Source organism: Actinomadura sp. NAK00032 (genome assembly GCF_013364275.1).
Taxonomy (GTDB): Bacteria; Actinomycetota; Actinomycetes; order Streptosporangiales; family Streptosporangiaceae; genus Spirillospora.
In genome coordinates this window covers 6,974,773-6,995,494 of the sequence record NZ_CP054932.1, presented here as the reverse complement: position 1 = coordinate 6,995,494, position 20,722 = coordinate 6,974,773, and the positions used below count along the sequence as shown (strand labels likewise).

General features: G+C 75.0%; 22 protein-coding genes. 12 read left to right on the top strand and 10 right to left on the bottom strand.

Annotated features, from left to right (window positions below; all coding sequences use genetic code 11):
* Positions 1-2: 2 nt before the first annotated feature.
* A complete protein-coding gene (locus tag HUT06_RS31950) occupies positions 3-959 on the bottom strand; it encodes a YafY family protein (RefSeq protein WP_176199091.1) in 957 nt (318 codons plus the stop codon).
* A gap of 61 nt (positions 960-1,020) precedes the next feature.
* Here HUT06_RS31950 and HUT06_RS31945 point away from each other — a divergent pair, with 61 nt between their 5' ends.
* Positions 1,021-1,557, top strand: coding sequence for a DinB family protein (locus HUT06_RS31945; RefSeq protein ID WP_176199090.1), 537 nt, complete (start codon positions 1,021-1,023; stop codon positions 1,555-1,557).
* Complete coding sequence (locus tag HUT06_RS31940; protein ID WP_176199089.1) at positions 1,557-1,994, top strand: VOC family protein; 438 nt, start codon at positions 1,557-1,559, stop codon at positions 1,992-1,994. The genes HUT06_RS31945 and HUT06_RS31940 overlap by 1 nt, the downstream gene beginning before the upstream one ends.
* 12 nt (positions 1,995-2,006) lie before the next feature.
* Here HUT06_RS31940 and HUT06_RS31935 read toward each other — a convergent pair whose 3' ends face one another.
* Complete coding sequence (locus tag HUT06_RS31935) at positions 2,007-2,591, bottom strand: DsbA family protein (protein WP_176199088.1); 585 nt, start codon at positions 2,589-2,591, stop codon at positions 2,007-2,009.
* Between the two features lie 113 nt (positions 2,592-2,704).
* Between HUT06_RS31935 and HUT06_RS31930 the strand changes: the two genes are divergently transcribed.
* Complete coding sequence (locus HUT06_RS31930; protein WP_176199087.1) at positions 2,705-3,295, top strand: TetR/AcrR family transcriptional regulator; 591 nt, start codon at positions 2,705-2,707, stop codon at positions 3,293-3,295.
* 24 nt (positions 3,296-3,319) lie between these two features.
* On the opposite strand, the gene HUT06_RS31925 is transcribed toward HUT06_RS31930, so the two are convergent.
* The 6 genes from HUT06_RS31925 to HUT06_RS31900 all read right to left on the bottom strand — a co-directional run bounded on the left by HUT06_RS31925 (position 3,320) and on the right by HUT06_RS31900 (position 8,862).
* Positions 3,320-4,321, bottom strand: a complete 1,002-nt coding sequence (locus HUT06_RS31925) for a proline racemase family protein (RefSeq protein ID WP_176199086.1) — start codon at positions 4,319-4,321, stop codon at positions 3,320-3,322.
* Positions 4,321-5,271, bottom strand: a complete 951-nt coding sequence (locus HUT06_RS31920) for a dihydrodipicolinate synthase family protein (protein WP_176199085.1) — start codon at positions 5,269-5,271, stop codon at positions 4,321-4,323. Before HUT06_RS31920 ends, HUT06_RS31925 begins: the two co-directional genes overlap by 1 nt.
* Entirely contained in the window at positions 5,268-6,695 is a 1,428-nt protein-coding gene (locus tag HUT06_RS31915) for an NAD(P)/FAD-dependent oxidoreductase (protein ID WP_176199084.1), read from the bottom strand. Before HUT06_RS31915 ends, HUT06_RS31920 begins: the two co-directional genes overlap by 4 nt.
* A complete protein-coding gene (locus tag HUT06_RS31910) occupies positions 6,692-7,006 on the bottom strand; it encodes a (2Fe-2S)-binding protein (RefSeq protein ID WP_176199083.1) in 315 nt (104 codons plus the stop codon). The genes HUT06_RS31915 and HUT06_RS31910 overlap by 4 nt, the downstream gene beginning before the upstream one ends.
* On the bottom strand, positions 7,003-8,163 hold the full coding sequence (locus tag HUT06_RS31905) for an FAD-binding oxidoreductase (RefSeq protein WP_217711550.1): 1,161 nt from the start codon (positions 8,161-8,163) through the stop codon (positions 7,003-7,005). The genes HUT06_RS31910 and HUT06_RS31905 overlap by 4 nt, the downstream gene beginning before the upstream one ends.
* Before the next feature lie 87 nt (positions 8,164-8,250).
* Entirely contained in the window at positions 8,251-8,862 is a 612-nt protein-coding gene (locus tag HUT06_RS31900) for a helix-turn-helix domain-containing protein (protein WP_176199081.1), read from the bottom strand.
* A gap of 126 nt (positions 8,863-8,988) precedes the next feature.
* Here HUT06_RS31900 and HUT06_RS31895 point away from each other — a divergent pair, with 126 nt between their 5' ends.
* A complete protein-coding gene (locus tag HUT06_RS31895) occupies positions 8,989-9,654 on the top strand; it encodes a GntR family transcriptional regulator (protein WP_176199080.1) in 666 nt (221 codons plus the stop codon).
* Positions 9,655-9,671: 17 nt separating this feature from the next.
* On the opposite strand, the gene HUT06_RS31890 is transcribed toward HUT06_RS31895, so the two are convergent.
* Positions 9,672-10,229 carry an ATP-binding protein gene (locus HUT06_RS31890; RefSeq protein ID WP_176199079.1) on the bottom strand — a complete coding sequence of 186 codons (558 nt, stop codon included), beginning with the start codon at positions 10,227-10,229 and terminating at the stop codon, positions 9,672-9,674.
* 179 nt (positions 10,230-10,408) lie between these two features.
* On the opposite strand from HUT06_RS31890, the gene HUT06_RS31885 reads away from it, so the two are divergent.
* From HUT06_RS31885 to HUT06_RS31875, 3 genes are all read left to right on the top strand, one after another.
* Complete coding sequence (locus HUT06_RS31885) at positions 10,409-11,365, top strand: LysR family transcriptional regulator (protein WP_176199078.1); 957 nt, start codon at positions 10,409-10,411, stop codon at positions 11,363-11,365.
* 68 nt (positions 11,366-11,433) lie between these two features.
* Complete coding sequence (locus tag HUT06_RS31880; protein WP_176199077.1) at positions 11,434-12,102, top strand: GntR family transcriptional regulator; 669 nt, start codon at positions 11,434-11,436, stop codon at positions 12,100-12,102.
* Positions 12,103-12,252: 150 nt separating this feature from the next.
* Positions 12,253-13,524 (top strand): S1 family peptidase, encoded by a 1,272-nt coding sequence (locus tag HUT06_RS31875; protein ID WP_176199076.1) that lies wholly within the window; start codon positions 12,253-12,255, stop codon positions 13,522-13,524.
* A gap of 58 nt (positions 13,525-13,582) precedes the next feature.
* Here HUT06_RS31875 and HUT06_RS31870 read toward each other — a convergent pair whose 3' ends face one another.
* Entirely contained in the window at positions 13,583-15,076 is a 1,494-nt protein-coding gene (locus HUT06_RS31870; RefSeq protein WP_176199075.1) for an aminopeptidase P family protein, read from the bottom strand.
* Positions 15,077-15,192: 116 nt separating this feature from the next.
* Between HUT06_RS31870 and HUT06_RS31865 the strand changes: the two genes are divergently transcribed.
* Genes HUT06_RS31865 through HUT06_RS31845 form a run of 5 tightly spaced genes read left to right on the top strand, consistent with a single transcriptional unit; the run spans position 15,193 to position 20,714 of the window.
* On the top strand, positions 15,193-16,857 hold the full coding sequence (locus tag HUT06_RS31865; RefSeq protein ID WP_176199074.1) for an ABC transporter substrate-binding protein: 1,665 nt from the start codon (positions 15,193-15,195) through the stop codon (positions 16,855-16,857).
* Positions 16,857-17,804 (top strand): ABC transporter permease, encoded by a 948-nt coding sequence (locus tag HUT06_RS31860; RefSeq protein WP_176199073.1) that lies wholly within the window; start codon positions 16,857-16,859, stop codon positions 17,802-17,804. Before HUT06_RS31865 ends, HUT06_RS31860 begins: the two co-directional genes overlap by 1 nt.
* A complete protein-coding gene (locus tag HUT06_RS31855) occupies positions 17,801-18,790 on the top strand; it encodes an ABC transporter permease (protein WP_176199072.1) in 990 nt (329 codons plus the stop codon). Before HUT06_RS31860 ends, HUT06_RS31855 begins: the two co-directional genes overlap by 4 nt.
* A complete protein-coding gene (locus tag HUT06_RS31850; protein ID WP_176199071.1) occupies positions 18,787-19,755 on the top strand; it encodes an ABC transporter ATP-binding protein in 969 nt (322 codons plus the stop codon). Before HUT06_RS31855 ends, HUT06_RS31850 begins: the two co-directional genes overlap by 4 nt.
* Positions 19,752-20,714, top strand: a complete 963-nt coding sequence (locus HUT06_RS31845) for an ABC transporter ATP-binding protein (protein ID WP_176199070.1) — start codon at positions 19,752-19,754, stop codon at positions 20,712-20,714. The genes HUT06_RS31850 and HUT06_RS31845 overlap by 4 nt, the downstream gene beginning before the upstream one ends.
* Positions 20,715-20,722 lie beyond the last annotated feature (8 nt).

Genomic DNA, 20,722 nt, shown 5'->3' with positions numbered 1-20,722 from the left:
GCTCAGCCCCGGGCCATCGCGCCGAGGCGGCCGGCGAGCCGGGCGGCGGCCTCGCGCAGCTCCGGCGGCTCCAGCACCTGCGCCTCGAACCCCAGCCGGGCCACGTGCACGGCGAGCCAGTCCAGGTCGTCGCCTCCGACGACGAGGACGCACCAGCCGTCGCGGTCGTCCTCGACCCGCCCCACCTGCGGCGGTATCAGCTCCCGCACCCGGCCGGGCGGGGCGTGCAGCCGCACCCGGGCCAGGTACCGGTACGGCGCCTCGGCCACGGCCCGCTGCACGAAGGCGGCCGGATCCGGATGCTCCCGCGCCCGGAAGTGCCAGGTCGTCGCCACCGCCTCGCGCATCCGGTCCAGCCGGAAGGTGCGCCAGTCGGCGCGGTCGACGTCCCAGGCCATCAGGTACCAGCGGCGGCCGGTGGCGACCATCCGCACCGGCTCCACCGTCCGCTCCCGGTCGGCGCCGCCGCGCCCCGCGTAGCGGAACCGCACCCGCACGGCGTCGCGGCACGCCCGCGCGAGCGTCACCAGCAGCTCCGGATCGACCTCGACGCCCGGCGCGGCGAGGGTGTCGGTGGCGCCGTGCACCGCCCGCACCTCCGCGCGCAGCCGGGGCGGCATCACCTGGTCCAGCTTGGTGAGCGCGCGCAGCGCCGCCTCGCCCGACCCGGCGACCGTGCCGCCGGACGCCATCCGCAGCGACACCGCCGTGGCGATCGCCTCCTCGTCGTCCAGCAGCAGCGGCGGCAGCCGGGTGCCCGCGCCGAGCCGGTAGCCGCCGCCGACGCCCGCCGCCGCGCGCACCGGGTAGCCGAGGGCGCGCAGCCGCTCCACGTCCCGCCGCACCGAGCGGTCGGTCACCCCGAGCTCGCCGGCCAGCTCGGCGGCGGTCCAGGACGGCCGCCGCTGCAGCAGCCCCAGCAGCCGCAGCACGCGCTCGGTCGTCGCCTCCACCGCCATCCGCGCATCGTCCCACAGATCGCGGAACGAACCTGTCCGCTATTGCCGCCAAGCTGGAGCCATGACCGACCAGACCACGAACTCCCTGCTCCGGGAGCAGCTCACCTGGCACTGGGACCACCAGCTGCGCGACCGCCTGGACGGGCTCACCGACGACGAGTACTTCTGGGAGCCGGTGCCCGGCTGCTGGACCGTCCGCCCCGGCGGCGACCCGCCGATCGACTTCGCGTTCCCGCAGCCCGATCCGCCGCCGTTCACCACGATCGCCTGGCGGCTCGCGCACGTCATCGTCGGCGTCCTCGCGATGCGCGGCGCCGCCCACTTCGGCCGGGCGCCCGTCGACTACGGGTCGTTCCCGTACGCCGCGACCGCCGCCGAGGCGCTGCACCAGCTCGACACCGAGTACGCCGCGTGGCTGGACGGCGTCGAGTCGCTCGGCGAGTCCGGCCTCGCCCGCCCCTGCGGCCCGGCGGAGGGCCCGTACGCCGAGTACCCCATGGCGACGCTCGTCCTGCACATCAACCGCGAGATGATCCACCATCTTGCCGAGGTGTGCCTGCTCCGCGACCTGTACCTGCACCAGAAAGAGGCGAGCTGATGGCCCGCGACGTCCAGATCACCTTCGACTGCGCCGACCCCGCCGCCCTCGCGGCGTTCTGGGCCGAGGCCCTCGGCTACCGGCTGCAGGACCCGCCCGGCGGCTTCGCCACCTGGGACGACGCCCTGGAGGCCATGGGCGTGCCGCCCGCGAACCGCAACGACGCCTCGGCGGTGCTCGACCCGGGCGGCGCCGGCCCCCGGCTGTTCTTCCAGCGCGTCCCCGAACCGAAGCGGGTCAAGAACCGCGTCCACCTCGACGTCCGCGCCGCCCCGGGGCTCCAGGGCGACGACCGGATGGCCGCCCTCGAAGCCGAGGCCGACCGCCTGGTCTCCCACGGCGCCGCCCGCCTCGAACGCCACGACCCGGCCCCGCCGCTCGGCGCCGGCCACATCGTCATGGCCGACCCCGAGGGCAACGAGTTCTGCCTCGACTGACCGGGGCGCCGGTCACTCGCGGACGGCCGACTCGTGCTCGGTCCGCTCGGCGACCCAGCCGGCCGGCAGGCGGGCGGCGGTGCGCACCGCCTGCCTCAGCTCGTTCCGCAGTGCCGCGAGCGACACCGCCCCGACGAGGACGGTGCCGTCCGGGAACCGGAAGACCGGTACGCGCGGTCCGCGCTCAACGGGGCGCTCGCCGTCCCTCGGCCATCGCCAGGGGACGCCGGTCTCGGACGCCAGGCTCCGCAGCACCCCCGCGTCGGCGATGTCCAGACCATCGGTGAAGTAGGCCCGGTACAGGCGGGCGGCCATGTCCTCGGCCTCGCCGTACACGGCCGCCAGTGCGATGAGCCGGTGGGCCTGGAAGGTGTCGGCGGGCACGATCCGGTCGAGACGCATCACCAGGCCCTCGGCCGCGGCCGCGCGCGCGATCCGGTCGGCGGACTGCGGCCTTTGCGGCCGTCCCGCGTACGGCCGGAAGACCACCTCCAGGTCACCGCCGCCGGCCCGGTGCTCCTCGGCGGCCCGCCGGAAGCGGGCGTACCCGAGCGCCGACCGGACACAGGCGATGTCGTGGGTGATCTCAACCTTCATGACGGTTTCCCTCGCAGGCGGCACGGATCGTTCCGTGCCGCCTCAGGATGCCGTGCGCCGTCCCGCCGAGTCAATACGGAACGTTCCGTTCCGCCCGACGCTATGCTGTCCGCATGTCGCCCCGACGTCCCGAGCGCCGCAGCGAAGAGGCCGCCAACGCCGTGATCCAGGCCGCCACGGACCTGTGCCGGGAGGTCGGGTACCGCAGGCTCAGCATCGAGGGCATCGCCGCCCGCGCCGGCGTCGGCAAGAACACGATCTACCGCTGGTGGCCGTCCAAGGCGGCGGTGCTGCTGGACGGGCTGCTGTCCATCTGGAAGGGGGACGCGACCTTCCCCGACACCGGCGACGTCGTCGCCGACATCAAGGCGCAGATCGCCGCCGCCTCCCGCGTCCTCGGCGACCCGGAGGCCGTCCCCCACTACCGCGCGCTGATCGGCGAGGCCCAGCACGACCCGGAGATCCACCGGGCCCTCTGGGACAACCTGCTCGGCCACCTGGCGGCGGCCGCCGCCGAGCGCATCAGGACGGCGCAGCGCGCGGGCCAGATCCGCGCCGACGCCGACCCCGACCTCGTCACCGAACTGCTCTACGGCGCCGTCTACTACCGGCGCCTGCTCACCCCGCGCGTGGCGGACACCGATCACATCAACGCGGTCGTCGACCTGGCCTTCGCGGGCTTGGCCCCGCCCGCCACCGGCTAGCGCCCGGGGCGCCGCGGCCTCGCCTCAGAGGACGAAGCCCTCGGGGAAGGGGTCGGCGGGGTCGAGCAGGTAGGTGGCGGTGCCGGTGATCCAGGCGCGTCCGGTGAACTCGGGCACGACGGCGGGGACCCCGGCGACGTCGGCGGTGCCCACCAGCCGCCCGGTGAAGCGCGTGCCGATGAACGACTCGTTGACGAAGTCGGTGTGCAGCGGCAGCTCGCCGCGCGCGTGGAGCTGCGCCATGCGGGCGGACGTCCCCGTGCCGCACGGCGACCGGTCGAACCAGCCGGGATGGATCGCCATGGCGTTGCGCGAGTGCCGCGCCGTGGACCCGGGCGCGAGGAACTGGACGTGCTTGCACCCCGCGATCAGCGGGTCGGCCGGATGGACGGGCGGATCGGCGTCGTTGATCGCCGCCATCACCGCCAGCCCCGCCTTGAGGATGTCGCCCTTGCGGGCCCGGTCGAACGGCAGCCCGAGCGGCGCCAGGTCGGTGATGGCGTAGAAGTTGCCGCCGTAGGCCAGGTCGTAGCGGACGTCGCCGAAGCCGGGCACCGCCACCACCGCGTCCCGCCGGAGCGCGAACGAGGCGACGTTGCGGAGCGTGACGTGCTCCGCGACGCCGTCGCGCACGGCGACCCGCGCCTCGACGAGCCCCGCCGGGGTGTCCAGCCGGACGACCGTCTCCGGCTCGGTGACCGGGACCATCCCGGTCTCGACCAGGACGGTCGCGACGCCGATGGTGCCGTGCCCGCACATCGGCAGGAAGCCGCTGACCTCGACGTAGACGACGCCCCAGTCCGCGTCCGGCCGGGCCGGGGGCTGCAGGATCGCGCCGCTCATCGCGGAGTGGCCGCGCGGCTCGTCCACCAGGAAGCGGCGCAGCCCGTCCAGGTGCCGGACGGCGTGGTCGCGGCGCGCGGCCATGGTCGCGCCGGGGATCGGCGGCACGCCGCCGGTGACGACGCGGGTCGGCATCCCCTCGGTGTGCGAGTCGACGGCGCTGATCGACCGGACGGAGCGCATCAGGCGGCCCCGTCGAGCAGCGCGGTGACGGTCTCGTCCCGCAGCGCGGCGATGGCGCGGTCCATGTCGGCGGTGACGGCGGCGCGCTGCGCGGCGCCGAGCGGGCCGCGCGGCGGGCGGCACGGCCCGCCGTATCGGCCGACCTGGTCCATGCCGAGCTTGATGGCCTGGACGAACTCGGTCCGCGAGTCCCACCGGAACGCGGCCACCAGCGGCTCGTACAGGGCGCGCGCCTCCGCCAGTCTCCCGGCCGAGGCCAGCTCGTACAGCCGGGCGGACGCGGCCGGGAACACGTTCGGGAAGCCGGCGAACCAGCCGGTCGCGCCCATCAGCAGCGACTCCAGCACCACGTCGTCGGCGCCCGCGACGACCTCCAGCCCCGGCGCGGCCTCCTTGATCTCCAGGACGCGGCGGACGTCGCCGGAGAACTCCTTCACCGCCACGACGCCGTCGATCCGCGCGATCTCGCCGAGCAGGGCGGGGGACAGGTCGACCTTGGTGTCGATCGGGTTGTTGTAGACCATGACCGGCAGCCCGACCGACGCGACGGCCTCGTAGTGCGCGACGATCTCGGCGGGGTTGGCCCGGTAGAGGGTCGGCGGCAGGCACAGCACGCCGTCCGCGCCGTCCTCGGCGGCGACCTCCGCCCAGTGCTTGGCCTGGTGGGAGCCGGGGCCGTGCACGCCGGCGACCACGACCCCGTCGCCGCCGACGGCCTCGACGGCGGTGCGCGCGACGCGGCGCCGCTCCTCGTCCGTGAGCGCCGAGTACTCGCCCAGGGACCCGTTCGGGCCGACGCCCCGGCAGCCGCTCGCGACGAGCCAGCGGCAGTGCTCGGCATAGGCGTCGTAGTCGACGGCGAGTCCGGCGGGGGCGGCGGCGTCCGCGCGGTAGGGCAGCGCCGCGGCGACGATCACGCCGCCGAGGCTCCGGAGCTCCGTGTCGCTCATCGAGCGCTCTCCTCCTGGTCAGTGGTGCCGGTGGGAGGATTCGCGAGTTCGCCCAGGCGGATCGGCTGGGCGATGGGCCGGTGGTGCGGGTTCGCCGCGTCCACCAGGCCGGACAGGAGTTCGGTGACCGCGGGGCCGCAGACGCGCGCCTGGCACGGGCCGAGGCCGGCGCGCGTGCCGAGCTTGACGGCGCGGGCCGACGCCCCCGCCGGGTCGCGGGCCGCGTCGAGCAGGTCGCCGTACCGGGCGTCCTCGCAGCGGCAGACGACCGTGCCGGGCCGCAGCCAGCCGCGCCAGGCCGCGCCGACCGGGTGCGCGGCGGCGAGGCGGGCGGCGAACGCCCGGCCCCGGTCGCGCCGGCGGCGCGCCGCCGCCGCGACGGGGGAGTCCGAAGCGCCGCCGCCCGCGGCCCACCCGGCGAGCAGCCCTTCGGTACGGGCGGCCTGGGCGCCGGCGATCCCGGTGATCTCACCGGCGGCGTACACGCCGGCCACGGTGGTGCGCTGGTCGCCGTCCACCTCGACGGACCCGCCGCCGTTCCGCAGCCGGCAGCCCGCCGCGACGGGGAGTTCGAGTTGCGGGCTGAACCCGTGGGTGACGCACAGCGCGTCCACCGTGACGGTCTTCTCGGTGCCGGGGACCACCGACCAGTCGGGACGCAGCCGCGCGGTGACCGCCTCCTCCACCCGCCCGTCGCCCCTCGCCTCGATCACGGCGCGGCCCGTCCGGTAGGGGACGCGGTGCCGGGCCAGCAGCGCGGCGTACCCGGCGAGCTCCGCCGCCTTCCCGGTCTCGGACGCCAGCTCCCGGGGACGGCGCGTCCAGCCGCGCGCGACCGTCGCCGCCGGGCCGGCCTCCAGCACCGCCCGGACGGCCGACCCCGCCTCCAGCAGCGACGCGGCGACCGGCAGCAGGAACGGCCCGGTCCCGGCGATCAGCACATGGCCGCCGACCGCGACCCGCTCGCCCTTCGCCAGCGCCTGCGCCGCCCCGGCGGAGTGGACGCCGGGCAGCTCCCAGCCGGGGAACGGCAGCACGCGGTCATGGGCGCCCGGCGCGAGCACGAGCGCGTCGGGCCGCAGCACCCGGCGCTCCCGCCCCATCGCGTCGGCCTCGCCCCGCAGCACATGGACGTGCGGCGCGCCCTCTCCTTCGCGCTCCAGCGACCAGACCGTGCTCTCCGGCCACCAGTCGCAGCGCGCGTGCCCGAGCACGTGGTCGCGGAGCCGCACGAACCCGCGCCAGCCGTGGTGCAGCCGGCCGGGGTCGGCGGCGGCGTAGGCGTCCGGGAGCATCCGGTGGTACTGGCCGCCCGGGTTCTCGGCGGCGTCGAGCAGCGTCACCCGCGCCCCGGCGCGCAGCGCGCCCGCCGCCGCGGCGAGGCCCGCCGGACCGGCGCCGACGACCGCGACGTGCCGGGTCACCGGGCCTCCCGCCCGGCGCGGGACTGGGTGGCGACGGCGTCGCCGTCGCGGGCCCGGCGGCGGCAGGCCCGCACGTCGCGGACGCCGTTGACGGTGACCAGGCAGTCGAAGCACGCGCCGATGCCGCAGAAGACGCCGCGCGGGGTTCCCGACGGGCTCTCCCGCCAGGCCGTGCGGCCGGCCGCCATCAGCACCCCGGCGATCGTCTGGCCGGCGATGCCGGTGAGCGGCACGCCGTCCACGGTGATGTGCAGCGGGACGTCGCGGCGCCCGGTCGCGTCGCGGTCCGCGCGTACGAGTCGCGGGCTCATCCAGGTGCTCCTTCCGGCCTGACGGCGGGCCGGTCGACGCGGAACGGCTCCGCACCGGCCTCGGGCTCGCGGCCGAGCAGCAGGTCGCGCAGGACGGCGGCCGTCCCGGCGGCGAGCCCGATGCCGGCGCCCTCGTGCCCGGTGGCGTGCCACAGCCCGGCCAGGGCAGGGTCGGCGCCGATCACCGGGAGGTGGTCGGCCACGTAGGGGCGGAACCCGCCGTAGGCGCGCATCACCGGCACGCCGGCCAGCGACGGGAACAGCCGCAGCGCCTTGCCGGCGATCACCGACAGCACGCCGGGGCGCGTCCGGTCGTCGAACCCGACCCGGCGGCGCGACGAGCCGAGCAGGATCGTCCCCGCGCGGGTGGACTCCACCACCGCCGAGGATTGCAGCTCCCCGTCGCCGCTGCCGACCGCGCCCACGTAGTCGGCGTCGTAGACCTTGTGGAAGACGGTCGGCGGCTGCGGCGCGGTGACCAGGACCTCCCCGCGGCGGGGCCGCACGTCCAGCCGGACGCCGAGCCGCGCGGCGACCTCGCCCGACCAGGGCCCGGCCGCGTTGACGAACGCGTCGCCCTCGACCGTCCCGGACGGGGTCCGCACGCCGGTCAACCGGCCGCCGCGCGTGACGGCGCCGAGGACCTCGCAGCCGGTGCGCAGCTCCGCGCCGAGCCGGACGGCGTGCGCGAGCAGCGCGGTAGCCGCGCCGGTGGGCTGCACCTGGGCGTCCTCGGGGTAGTGGACGGCGGCGGTCACGTCGGTGGTGAGGTGCGGTTCGGCAGCGGCGAGGGCGGCGGCGTCCAGCTCCCGCGCGTCGACGCCGGCGGCGCGCTGGCCGGCGGCGAACCCGCGCAGCGCCTCGGCGCCCGCGTCGGTGGTGGCGACGACGATGCCGCCTTTGGGATCCCATTCCGCGCCCTCGGCACCGGGGAGCCCGGCGAGGACCGCGGGCCACAGCCGCCGGGACAGCCGCGCCAGCTCCAGCTCGGGGCCGGGCGGCTTGTCGGACACCAGGACGTTGCCCTCGCCGTGCGCGGTGGTCGCGGCGGCGGGCCGGCCCCGCTCCAGGACGGTGACCGCGCAGCCGGCCAGGGCCAGCTCACGGGCGCAGGCGGCGCCGATCATCCCGGCGCCCACCACCACGACCCGCGTCATCACGGCTCCCATTGTTCGATAAACCGAACGATTGCGAGCGTACGTCGGCGCCGCGCGGGATGTCAACGGCCCGGCGGCGGCGGATCGTCAGGGCGTGTCGGAGCGGTGCGGCGGCTGCGCGGACGCGGAGTGAACCCGCTGGTCGGCGTCGTACTGCAGGAGCAGGACCGAGCGGACGGGGCCGTCCAGCGCGGCATAGGAGTGCGGGAGGCGGGCGTCGAAGCTCACGTAGTCGCCGGGGCCCAGTTCGACGTCCTGGTCGTCCACCCGAACGGCGAGCCGCCCGTCCTGGACGACCGTGTGCTCGGTGCCCACATGGCCCAGCGAGTCCTGCCGCCGGCCGGCCCGGAACCGCTGGTCGTACACCTCGAACAGGGCCCCGCCGGAGGCGATCCCGCGCAGCGGCCGCAGGTCGACGCCCTCGCCGCGCAGCACCTCCACGTCCGCCGCGCGCACCACGGTGAGACCGGCCGGCTGCTGCCCGTCGAGCAGTTCGGAGATGGGCACCTCCAGCACGCGCGCCAGGCTGAACACCGTCTCGATGGTGGGGTTGCCGGCGCCCGCCTCCAGCTGCGAGAGCGTCGCCTTGCCGATCTTCGAGCGGCGGGACAGCTCGGACAGCGACAGGCCGTGCTCCAGGCGCGCGCGCCGCAGGTTGCCCGCCAGCACGTCCCGCACCGATTCCCCTGACGCGCTCACGCTCCCGGCCGCCCCTCACTAGCGTTCGTTTTAACGAACAGCCAGTGTAGCGCCGCGACGACCGTCAGGTGCGAGTGCAATACTACATGTCACTACCGCCCGGCCCGGAGGGGAGACCCCGCCGCGATGCTGAACCTGCCGTCCCTCGGCCCGCGCAAGAGCGTGCGGGTGCAGATCGCCCACGCGCTGCGGGCCGCGATCGTCAGCGGCGAGATGCGGCCGGGCACGGTCTACTCGGCCCCGGCGATCGCCGACCGGTTCGGGGTGTCCCCGACGCCGGTCCGGGAGGCGATGATCGACCTGGCCCGCGAGGGGCTGGTCGGCGTCGTCCGCAACAAGGGGTTCCGGGTCACCGAGCTGTCCGACCGGGAGCTGGACGAGATCACCGAGGTGCGGGCGCTGGTCGAGGTCCCCGCCGCCGTCCGGGTCGCGGAGTCCGGCCGCGCCGCCGAGGTCCGCGCGCTGCGGCCGCTCGCCGAGGCGATCGTCCGGGCCGCCGGGGAGCGGGACGTCCTCGCCTACATCGAGGCCGACCACCACTTCCATCTCGCCCTGCTCGGGCTCGGCGGCAACTCCCACCTCGTCCGGCTGGTGAGCGAGCTGCGGTACAGGTCGCGGCTCTACGGCGTCCCGCGGCTGGCGGAGCGCGGCGAACTGGAGCCGTCCGCCCGCGAGCACGAGGAACTCCTCGACGCGGTGGCGGACGGCGACGCGGCGCGCACGGAGGCGCTGATGCACCACCACCTGCGCCACATCCGCGGCATCTGGGCCGACCGCCCCGAGCGCCGCTGACCCGGCCCGCCGCCGGCTCAGCGGAGCCCGCGCGACGGCGCGCCGGACTCCTGGAGGATCAGGAACCTCAGCGGCAGGGGGACGGCGACGTAGACCGCCTTGCCCGAGACCGGGTCCCGGCCGGGCGCGGCGTACCCGCCGAGCTTGGCGCGGCCGGGATGCACGCCCCAGCGCCCGCCGATCTCCGCAGTCAGCGCGCTGACCAGCGCGAGCCCGCGGCCCCGGCAGGCGTCGGACGGCTCGACCGGACCCGCGGGAAGCGCGGCGGGCCCGCGCCAGGGGCCGGCGTCGAACACCGTGAACGTGACATGGGGCCGGTTCCGCCGGCCGATCCGGGCCCACAGTTCCGCGCTCCACCGGTCGCCGTGCAGGACGGCGTTCGCCGCGAGCTCGGAAATGATCGTGCGGACGTCGTCCGTCACGGACGCGGAAAGACCCAGTTCGGCGGCGAGGCGCCCGGCGATGGCCCGCGCTTGCGCCGCCGCCGTCGGATCGGGCGGCAGCGGCCAGGCGGGAAAGGCGCTCCCTGACCGGGCGGGCTCCGTTCCGGAGGTCCGCGAGTTGTGCGTCATCATGATCGCTTTCCCTGGGGCGTACCGGCCCGGCGCGGGCCGGGCCGCCGGAAGGGGGAGGCGGTGAGGAGGCCCCCTCCCGGCGGCGGGGAAACGGGGTGGCTCCCTTCTGCCGGAGAGGTACCGGAAGTATTGCCGCAGGCCCGGAAGGGCGGGCATCAGCTGGTGCATAATTTCCGGCTATGGATCTCGATATCGGTCATCTGCGCATGGTCTGCGCGATGGCGGAGACGGGAAGCGTCACCCGGGCCGCGGCGCGGATGGGGGTGTCGCAGCCCGCCATGTCGAGCCAGCTCCGCCGGGTCGAGGAGATCGTCGGCGGGCGGCTGTTCGAGCGCAGCCGCGCGGGCCTGGAGCCGACGGCGCTGGGGCGGCAGGTCGTCGCCCGGGCGCGGACCGTGCTCGCGGAGCTGGACACCCTGTTCGGCGAGCTGCCCGCGGCGGCGGAGCCCGGCGCGGGCCTCGCGCTCGGCTGCGTGCACCTCGCCTGCGTCGGCAGCATCGTCGAGCGGGTCGGCGAGGAACTGCCCGGCCGGGAGGTCTCGCTGCGCATCGAGCCGTCCTCGGCGCTGCTCGGCGACGCCCTCAACCGGGGCCGGCTCGACGCCGCGCTGCTCGGGGTCATGGAGGGCTTCGACGTCGCGCTGACCGCCCCGGTGGTCAGCCGCACGCTGGTGCCCCGCTACCCGATCTTCGTCGCGCTCGCCGCGGACCACCGGCTGGCCGGGCGGGACGAGATCGACCTGGTGGACCTGAAGGACGAGTCCTGGATCGGCCCGCCGGGCGCCGACGACGGCTCGCTGGCCTCGCTGCGCGCGTCCTGCCGCGCCGCCGGCTTCGAGCCCGTCGTGCGCTACGAGGCGCCGAGCGGCGCCGCCTGCCCGCTGGTCGCGGCCGGGCACGGGGTGCGGCTGGTGGATCCGTCGTGGCCGCCGCAGCCCGGCACGGTGGTCCGGCCGCTGGCGGGGGAGCCGCAGGTCGCCAAGCTGATCGTGGCCTGGCGCCGGGACCGGCTGAGCGACGCGGGCGCCGCGGCCCTCTACCGGGGCCTCGCCGCCGCCTTCGTGGAGCACGCCGACCGCCATCCGGCGTTCGGCGCCTGGTGGCACGCCCATCCGCACGTTCACCCGCTGCTGTGAGCACGGCGCCTGCGCTGCGGCTTCGCCCGCGTGGAACGGTATTCTGATCGCGGGCGAGGAGGAGGCATATGGATACGGTGGCCGACGCCGTGGGCGGACTTCCGGACCTCGGCGGCCACACCAGCCTCCGCGGACAGGTGGCCGAGGCGCTGCGCGGCGCGCTCGCCAGCGGTGCGCTGCGGTCGGGCGTCGTCTACTCCGCGCCCACGCTGGCCGAGGAGTTCGGCATCTCCGCCACGCCCGTCCGCGAAGCCATGATCGACCTCGTCCGGGACGGGCTGTTCGAGGCCGTGCGCAACCGCGGCTTCCGGGTGGTCCCGCTGTCGGACCGCGACCTCGCCGAGCTGACTGAGATCCGGGAGATGGTCGAGGTCCCCGCGGTCGTGCGGCTGGCCGGCGCCGTGCCCGCGGAGGCCCGCGCGCGGCTGCGCGGCATCGCCGGGGAGGCCGCGGAGGCGGCGGCGCACGGCGACCCCCTCCGCTTCCTGGACGCCGACCGCCGGTTCCACACCGCGCTGCTCGAACTCACCGGCAACCGGACCCTCGTCCGGACGGTCCTCGACCTGCGCAGCCGGTCCCGCATGCACGGGCTCGTCAGGCCCGCGGCGGCGGCCGAGCTGGCGGCGTCGGCCGACGAGCACCTCCGGCTGCTGGACGCCCTGGTCGCCGGCGACGCCGAGCGCGCCCGGGACATCATGACCCGGCACCTCGACCACGTCCGGAACGCGGCCACCTGACCCCACCCGCCTGATCCCGCACATTCCGATCTGACTCGGCCCCCTTGGCAGGAGCCATTTTACATTTTACAGTGCAATTTCACATTGCACAGCGGACGCCACGGCACCGGGCCGTGGCACTCCCCCCGGTCCGCGAAGGAGGAACCCCGGATGGTCCGCCACAAGCGCAGCCGCGCCGCCCTGGCCCTGGCCCTGGCCGCCGCGCTGTCCGCGACCGCGCTCACCGCACCGGCCCGCGCCGGTGCGGCGGGCGACCGCGGCGCGCCCCCCGCCCCGTCCCCCCGTACCGGCTCCCAGGTACACACCCAGAAGGAGGCCGAGCAGGCACTCATCACGCAGCTCACGAAGGACCACGGCATCTCCGCCGCCGAGGCGCGGCGGCGCGCCGACCGGCAGCCCGCCCAGCTGAAGCTCGCAGCCCGGATACAGAAGGACCTCGGCGCCGCCTACGGCGGAGCCTGGATCGACCAGGCGCACGGTGGCCGGCTCACCGTCGGCGTGACCGCCGGCTCGGCGGCGCCCAAGGCGCGTGCCGCCGCCAAGGCGTCCGGCATGGGCGACACCGCAACGACCACCGTCCGGTACGGCTTCGCCCACCTGCAGAAGGTGTCGGACGCGCTGGCCAAGCGGATCGCCAAGGCCAACAAGGGTGCCCGTAACGGACTCCAGAGCGGCATCGTCACCTCCCGCAACACGGTGAAGCTGGGCGGCGTGCGCGGCGCCGCTCTCACCCGCGCCCAGAAGGACGTGCTGAGCTGGGCGAAACGCGAGTTCGGCGCGGCCGTGGAGGTCTCCGCGTACGCGCACCGGTCGGTGCCCCGGTACTGCTACGACGACTACGCGTGCGACCCGCCGCTGCGCTCCGGGCTGGCGATCTTCACCGGCGGGGCGCGATGCACCAGCGCGTTCACCGCGTACTCGGGCGGCAGGTACTACATGCTCACCGCCGGCCACTGCGCCGAGCTCGGTTACTGGTGGGACGTGTCCACCTACAGCTACGGCTACCAGAATGTCGGGGGCGTCGCCGACTACACGTTCGGCTGGTACGGCGACTCCGCGATCGTGTCGGTCGGCGACCCCGGCTGGTGGCAGCCGCGCGGCTGGGTGCTCTACGAGACGCCCGTCCACGGCAGCGAGGCCGACTACGTCGGCGGATACGTCTGCAAGCAGGGCTCGACGACCGGCTACACCTGCGGAACGGTCACCGAGGTCGACGCCACCGTGTCCTACCCGAACCGGACGCTCTCCGGCATGACCTGGAGCACGGCGTGCGACGGTCCGGGCGACAGCGGCAGCGGCGTCTTCTACGGCAACTACGCCCACGGCATCCTCAGCGGCGGGCCGAACTCGGGGTGCGGCATGATCCACGAACCGATCGGACGGGCCCTGTCCACCTGGGGCGTGTCACTGCTCAGCGGCTGACACCGTCCGGACACCGTGCCGCACCCGCCGCCGGGTGCGGCACGGCCTTTCGGCGCGCTCAGCCGGCGAGCGACTGCAGCCAGATCTCGATCTCCTCGGGATGGCGCGGCAGCTCGGCGGACATCAGCCGCGCCCCGCTCTCGGTGACGACCACGTCGTCCTCGATGCGGACGCCGATGCCGCGCAGCTCCGGGGGCAGGGTGAGGTCGTCCGGCTGCAGGTAGAGGCCCGGTTCGACGGTGAGGACGTGCCCGGGGCGCAGCTCCGCGTCGAGGTATTGGGAGGCGCGCGCCGCCGCGCAGTCGTGCACGTCCATGCCGAGCATGTGCCCGCTGCTGCACAGCGTGTACCGGCGGTAGACGCCCGACTCGGGGTCGAGCGCCTCCTCCGCGCTGCGCAGCACGCCCCACTCCTGCAAGCCCTCGGCTATGACGCGCATCGCGGCCAGGTGGAAGTCGCGGAAGCGGGCGCCGGGGCGCACCGCCGCCAAGCCCGCCTCCTGGGCGTGGTAGACGAGGTCGTAGACCTGCCGCTGGCGCGGGGTGAACCAGCCGCTGACCGGGATCGTGCGGGTGACGTCGGCGGTGTAGAGGGTGTCGGTCTCCACGCCCGCGTCGAGCAGGAGCATCTCCCCGAGTCGCAGCGTGCCGTCGTTGCGCGTCCAGTGCAGGACGCACGCGTGCGCACCGGACGCGGCGATCGTCTCGTAGCCGACGCCGTTGCCCTCCATCCGGGCGACGCGCTCGAACGTCCCCTCCACCCAGCGCTCGCCGCGCGGCATCCCGGTCGCCCGGGGGAGCGCGGCGGCGACCGCGGTGAAGGCCGACACGGTGTGGTCGACGGCGGCCTGGAGCTGCGCGACCTCCCATTCGTCCTTGATGAGGCGGAGCTCGGCGGCGGAGGCGGCGAACTCGCGGTCGAGCTCCGGGTCCCGGACCGGGACCGCCGCGTCGACCGCCGGGTCCACGCCCCGGATCACCCGGGCGGGGCGCGGCCCGCGGAGCGCGCCGGCGAGGTCGTCCAGCGGCGCGCAGGCGAGGCCGAGCCGCTCCTCGGTCTCGGCGAGGGCGGCGCGGCGGCCGACCCAGAACTCCCCGTGCCGGCGGTCCCGGTAGAAGCCGCCGTCGCCGCGCGGCGACCGGGGCCGGTGGTAGAGGACGGCGTCGTGCCCGGCGGCGGTGGGCTCCAGCACCAGGACGGCGCCGGTCCCGGTGTCCGCCCCGGTGTCGCCGGACAGGTGCGCGTAGGCGGTGTGCGGACGGTAGCGGTGGTCGCAGTCGTTGCTGCGCACCTTCGGCGGCCCGGCGGGCAGGACGAGGCGCTCGCCGGGGAAGAGGGCCGAGAGCGCGGCGCGCCGCTTGTCCGCGTAGGCCGCGACCGGCAGCCGTGCGGCGGGCGGCTTCTCGGCGGCGGCCCAGTCGCGGGTCATGAAGGAGGCGAGCGCGGCGGATACGGGCAGGTCATGGCTGCCCGTGGCGAACCGGTCGGTGAGGCTGGCGGTGAGGCTGGCGGTGGGGCTGGCGGTGGGGCTGGCGGTGGGGTGGTCGTCCATGTCGGCCGTGTCCTCCGTGTGCGGTCCCGGATGTGGAGATTCGATAACGGGCCTTGTGGTGCAATTGTACTGTACTATTTTATATGGCACTCCGCCCGACGATGTACGGAGATGCCATGAGACGTCCGGTAAGGACCTGTTTCGCCCTCGCCCTCTCGCTGGCCGTCGCCGGCGGCGCGTCCGCCGCCTGCGGCTCGGGCGGCGACGGGGCCGCGGCCGAGACCGGGGGCACGCTCACCGTCCTGTTCAACGAGGACTTCGCCCATCTGGACCCGCAGCGCAACTACGTGATGTTCGCGATGGACTTCGGCACCCGGCTGCTCTACCGGACGCTGACGACCTACGCCGCGAAGCCCGGCCAGGCGGGCACCGAGGTCGTCCCGGACCTCGCGACCGGCACCGGCACCACGGCCGACAACGGCAGGACCTGGACGTTCCACCTCAAGCCCGGCCTGAAGTTCGAGGACGGCTCGCCCATCACGAGCGCGGACGTGAAGTACGGCGTGGAGCGGTCCTTCGCCCCCGACCTGCCGGAGGGTCCCGGGTACGCCAGGACGATGCTCGCGGGCGGCGACCGGTACAAGGGCCCCTACCAGGACAAGGGCGGCCTCGCCTCCATCAGGACCCCGGACGCCCGGACCATCGTGTTCCAGCTGAAGGAACCGTCCATGGACTGGCCGAAGATCACGACGCTGCCGACGTTCGCGCCCGTCCCCAAGGCCAAGGACACCGGCGTCAACTTCGACAGGCGGCCCTTCTCGTCCGGCCCCTACAAGGTGGAGTCCTACGACCGGGGCAAGAGACTGGCGCTGGTCAGGAACCCGCACTGGAGCAAGGCGACCGACGGCGTCCGGCAGGCCAACCCCGACCGGATCGTCGTGGAGGAGGGCATCGCGCAGCCCACCATCGACCAGCGGCTGATCGCCGACCAGGGCAAGGACCAGCGGGCCGTCACCCTCTACAGCGTCGCCCCGGCCAGCATGCCCCGCATCCTGACCCGCCCGGACGTCAAGAAGCGGTTCGTCAGCGCGACCAGCCTGTGCACCCGGTTCCTGGCGATGAACACCTCCAAGCCCCCGTTCGACGACCCGAAGGTGCGGCAGGCGATGCAGTTCGCGGTCGACAAGGAGGCCTACCGCACCGCGCACGGCGGCAGCGGCGTCGGCGAACTCGCCGGCTCCTACCTGCCGCCCGCCATGACCGGCGGGCGGGCCCAGGACGTCTACAAGGCCCCGCCCACCGGCGACCCGGCCAAGGCCCGGCAACTGCTCGCCGCCGCCGGCGAGAGCGCGGGCCTGTCGGTCCGCCTGACCACGACCAGCACCGAGCAGGGCAAGGCCGAGGCCGAGGCCGTCCAGCAGGCGCTCGCGCGGGCGGGCGTGAAGGTCCAGATCAACTCCGTCGCGAAGAGCGTCTACTACGACGCCATCGGCGACATCGAGAAGGAGGACGAGCTGGTCTTCTACGGCTGGTGCGCCGACTACCCGTCCGCCGGCTCGTTCATCCCGCCGATCTTCGACGGCCGCACCATCGCGCCGAAGGGCAACACCGTCGTCTCCCAGCTCGACGACAAGGGGATCAACGCGAAGATCGACGCGGCCGTGCAGGCGAACGACCCCGCCCGGTGGCAGGCGCTCGACCGCGACCTGATGGGGCTGTCGCCGATGGTCCCGCTGATCCACGACAAGCTGCCGCTGCTGCACGGCTCCAAGGTCACCGGCGCGTTCGGCCACCCCATCTGGGAGGGCGAGCTCGACTTCGCCGTCCTCGGGGTGAAGTAGTGGCCGTCCCGTCCCTCACCGAGGCGGCGGGCGGCGCGCCGGCGCCCGCCGGCCGGTCGCCCTGGCGGCTGGCCGGCGGGCGGCTGCGCCGCGACCCCGCCGCCCTCGCCGGCCTCGCGATCATCGCGCTGTTCGTGCTGATGGCACTCGCCGCCCCGCTGCTCACCGCGCTGACCGGGCACGGCCCGAACGAGTTCCACCCCGAGAAGATCGACAAGGCGCTCGCCGGGGCGCCCCGGGGCGCGTTCGGCGGCATCGACGGCGACTTCTGGCTGGGCGTCGAGCCCGGCACCGGACGCGACGTGTTCAGCCGCATGGTCTACGGCGCCCGCGTCTCGCTGCTGATCTCCGTCGCGGCGACCTGCGTGTCCACCGTCGCCGGCACCGTCCTCGGGCTCGCCGCCGGGTTCGCCGGCGGCCGGGTCGACGCGCTGATCAGCCGCACCATGGACCTCGTCCTGTCCTTCCCCCACCTCATCTTCATGATCGCCCTGGTGTCGGTGCTGCCGGAGGCGAACCGGATGCTGGAGCTGGTGTTCGTCATGGGCTTCTTCGGCTGGCCCTACATCGGGCGGATCGTGCGCGGGCAGGCGCTCTCGCTGCGCCACCGGGAGTTCGTGGACGCCGCCCGCGCCACCGGCATGCCGCGCACGCGGATCGTGTTCCGCGAGGTGCTGCCGAACCTGCTGGCACCGGTCCTCGTCTACGCGACGCTCACCATCCCGATCAACATCGGCACCGAGGCGGCGCTGTCGTTCCTCGGCATCGGCGTCCGGCCGCCGGACGCGTCCTGGGGGCAGATGATGGCCAAGGCGATCGACTGGTACCAGGTCGACCCGACGTTCTTCGTGGTGCCCGGCGTGTGCCTGCTGCTGACCGTGCTCGCGTTCACGCTGCTCGGCGACGCGTTCCGGGACGCCCTCGACCCGCGGGAGGCCGGCCGGTGATCCGCTACCTCGCGCTGCGCCTGGCCGGCGTCGCGGGCGTGCTGCTCGTCATCTGCGCGGTCACGTTCACGATCTTCTACGTGTTCCCCGCCGACCCGGCGCTCCAGGCGTGCGGGAAGTCGTGCACGCCGGAGCGGCTCGCGATGCTGCACCACCAGATGGGCCTGGACCGGCCGCTGTGGCGCCAGTTCACCGACTACCTCGCCGGGATCTTCGCCGGACGGACGTACGGGTCGGGGCCCCTGGCCGTCCAGTGCCACTTCCCGTGCCTCGGGTTCTCCTACCAGAACAACATGCCGGTCTGGGACCTGATGATGCAGCGGCTCCCCACGACCCTGTCCATCGGGATCGGCGCCGCCGTCCTGTGGCTCGCGGGCGGCGTCGGCGTCGGGGTCGTGTCCGCGCTGCGCAAGGACACCCTGCTCGACCGGACGCTGATGGTCGGCACGCTCACCGCCGCGTCCCTGCCGATCTACTTCACGGCGATGGCGCTGACCGTCCTGGTCGTCCAGCTCGGCGGCCTGCTGCCCTACTCCAGCTATGTGCCGATCGCCGACGACCCCGTCGGCTGGGCGCGCAACCTCGTCCTGCCCTGGGTGGCGCTCGCGCTGCTGTACGCGGCCATGTACGCGCGCATGTCGCGGGCGTCGATGGTGGAGACGATGGCCGAGCCCTACATCCGGACGGCCCGCGCCAAGGGCCTGCCCGAACGGACCGTCGTCGCCAAGCACGGCCTGCGGGCCGGGCTCACCCCCGTCCTCACCGTGTTCGGCATGGACCTCGGCGCGCTGCTCGGCGGCGCCGTGATCACCGAGAGCGTGTTCGGGCTGCCCGGCGTCGGCCGGCTCACGATCGACTCGATCGACAAGTCCGACCAGCCGGTCGTGATGGGCGTCGCGCTGCTGGCCGCGTTCTTCATCACCTTCGCCAACCTCGCCGTCGACCTCCTCTACGCCGCGATCGATCCCCAGGTGAGGTACGCATGACGCCGCTGACCGTCCGGGACCTCGTCGTCGAGTTCCCGACCCCGCGGGGGCCGGTGCGCGCGGTGGACGGCCTGTCGTTCACCGTCGGCGCGGGCCGCACCCTCGGCATCGTCGGCGAGTCCGGGTCCGGCAAGTCCGTGACCAGCCTCGCCGTCATGGGGCTGCACGACCGGGCCCGGGTGACCGGGTCGATCGACGTCGCCGGCACCGAGGTCGTCGGCGCCGGCCGGGAGCGAATCCGGGCGCTGCGCGGCCGCCGGATCGCGATGATCTTCCAGGACCCGCTGACCTCGCTGCACCCGCACTACCGGGTCGGCGAGCAGATCGCCGAGGCGCGCCGGCTGCACTTCGGCGAGTCCCGCCGCGCGGCGCACGCGCACGCCGTCCGGCTGCTCGGCGACGTCGGCATCCCCGACCCGGGAACGCGCGCCGGCGACCACCCGCACCAGTTCTCCGGCGGCATGCGCCAGCGCGTCATGATCGCGATGGCGTTGGCCTGCGAGCCGGAGCTGCTGATCGCCGACGAGCCGACGACCGCGCTGGACGTGACCGTGCAGGCGCAGATCCTGGAGCTGATCGCGCGGATCCAGCGCGAGCGCGGCCTCGCCGTCCTGATGATCACGCACGATCTCGGGGTGGTCGCGCGGGTCGCCGACGACGTCCTGGTCATGTACGCGGGACGGGCCGTGGAGCGCGCGGCTGCCGGTGCGCTGTTCGCCGCGCCCCGGCACCCCTACACCCGCGGCCTGCTCGGCTCGCTGCCCCGGCTGACCGGGCCGCCCGGCGAGCTGGTCCCGATCCCGGGCGCCCCGCCGTCGCCGTCGCGTCCGCCGGCGGGGTGCCCGTTCCATCCGCGGTGCCCGGAGCGGATCGCGGTGTGCGAGACCGACCGCCCGGCGCTCCGGGGCGCGCCGCACCCGGCGGCCTGCCATCTGCTGACGATCGGAGAGGAGGTGGCGGGATGACGCCGCTGCTCAGCCTGGACGGGCTGACGAAGACGTTCCCCACCCGGCGCGGCACCGTCCGCGCGGTGGACGGCATCGACCTTCAGGTGCGCGCCGGGGAGGCGCTCGGGCTGGTCGGCGAGTCCGGCTGCGGCAAGTCCACGACCGGGCGGATGCTCGTCCGGCTGCTGGACCCGACCGCCGGGCGGATCACCTTCGACGGGCGCGACATCACCGGGCTGTCGCAGCGGCGGATGCGCCCGCTCCGCCGCGACCTCCAGATCATCTTCCAGGACCCGTTCGCGTCGCTGAACCCCCGGCACACCGTCGGCTCCATCGTCGCCGCGCCGCTGCGCGCGCAGGGCGAGGACGACCCCGCCTCGCGGGTGCGGGAGATGCTGGAGTTCGTCGGCCTCGGCGCCGAGCACGCCGACCGGTACCCGCACGAGTTCTCCGGCGGGCAGGCGCAGCGGATCGGGATCGCGCGGGCGCTGGTCACCGGTCCCCGCCTGGTCGTCGCGGACGAGCCGGTGTCGGCGCTGGACGTGTCGATCCAGGCCCAGATCGTCAACCTGCTGGCCGGGCTCCGGCGGCGCCTCGGCCTGGCGTACGTGTTCATCGCGCACGACCTCGCCGTGGTGCGGCACGTGTGCGACCGGATCGCCGTGATGTACCTCGGCCGGATCGTCGAGATCGCCGACCGCGACGCGCTCTACGGCGCCCCGGCGCACCCCTACACCCGGGCGCTGCTGTCGGCGATCCCGCTGCCCGACCCGGTGGCGGAGCGGACGCGGGAGCGCATCGTGCTGCGCGGCGACCCGCCGAGCCCGTCCGCGCCTCCGCCGGGCTGCGCCTTCCACCCCCGGTGCTTCAAGGCGCAGGACCGCTGCCGGGTCGAGCGCCCGCCCCTCGCCCCGCTGGACGGGGCCGCCGGGCGCGCGGCGGCCTGCCACTTCCCGGAGCTGGGCCCCTTCGCCTGACCGGGTCA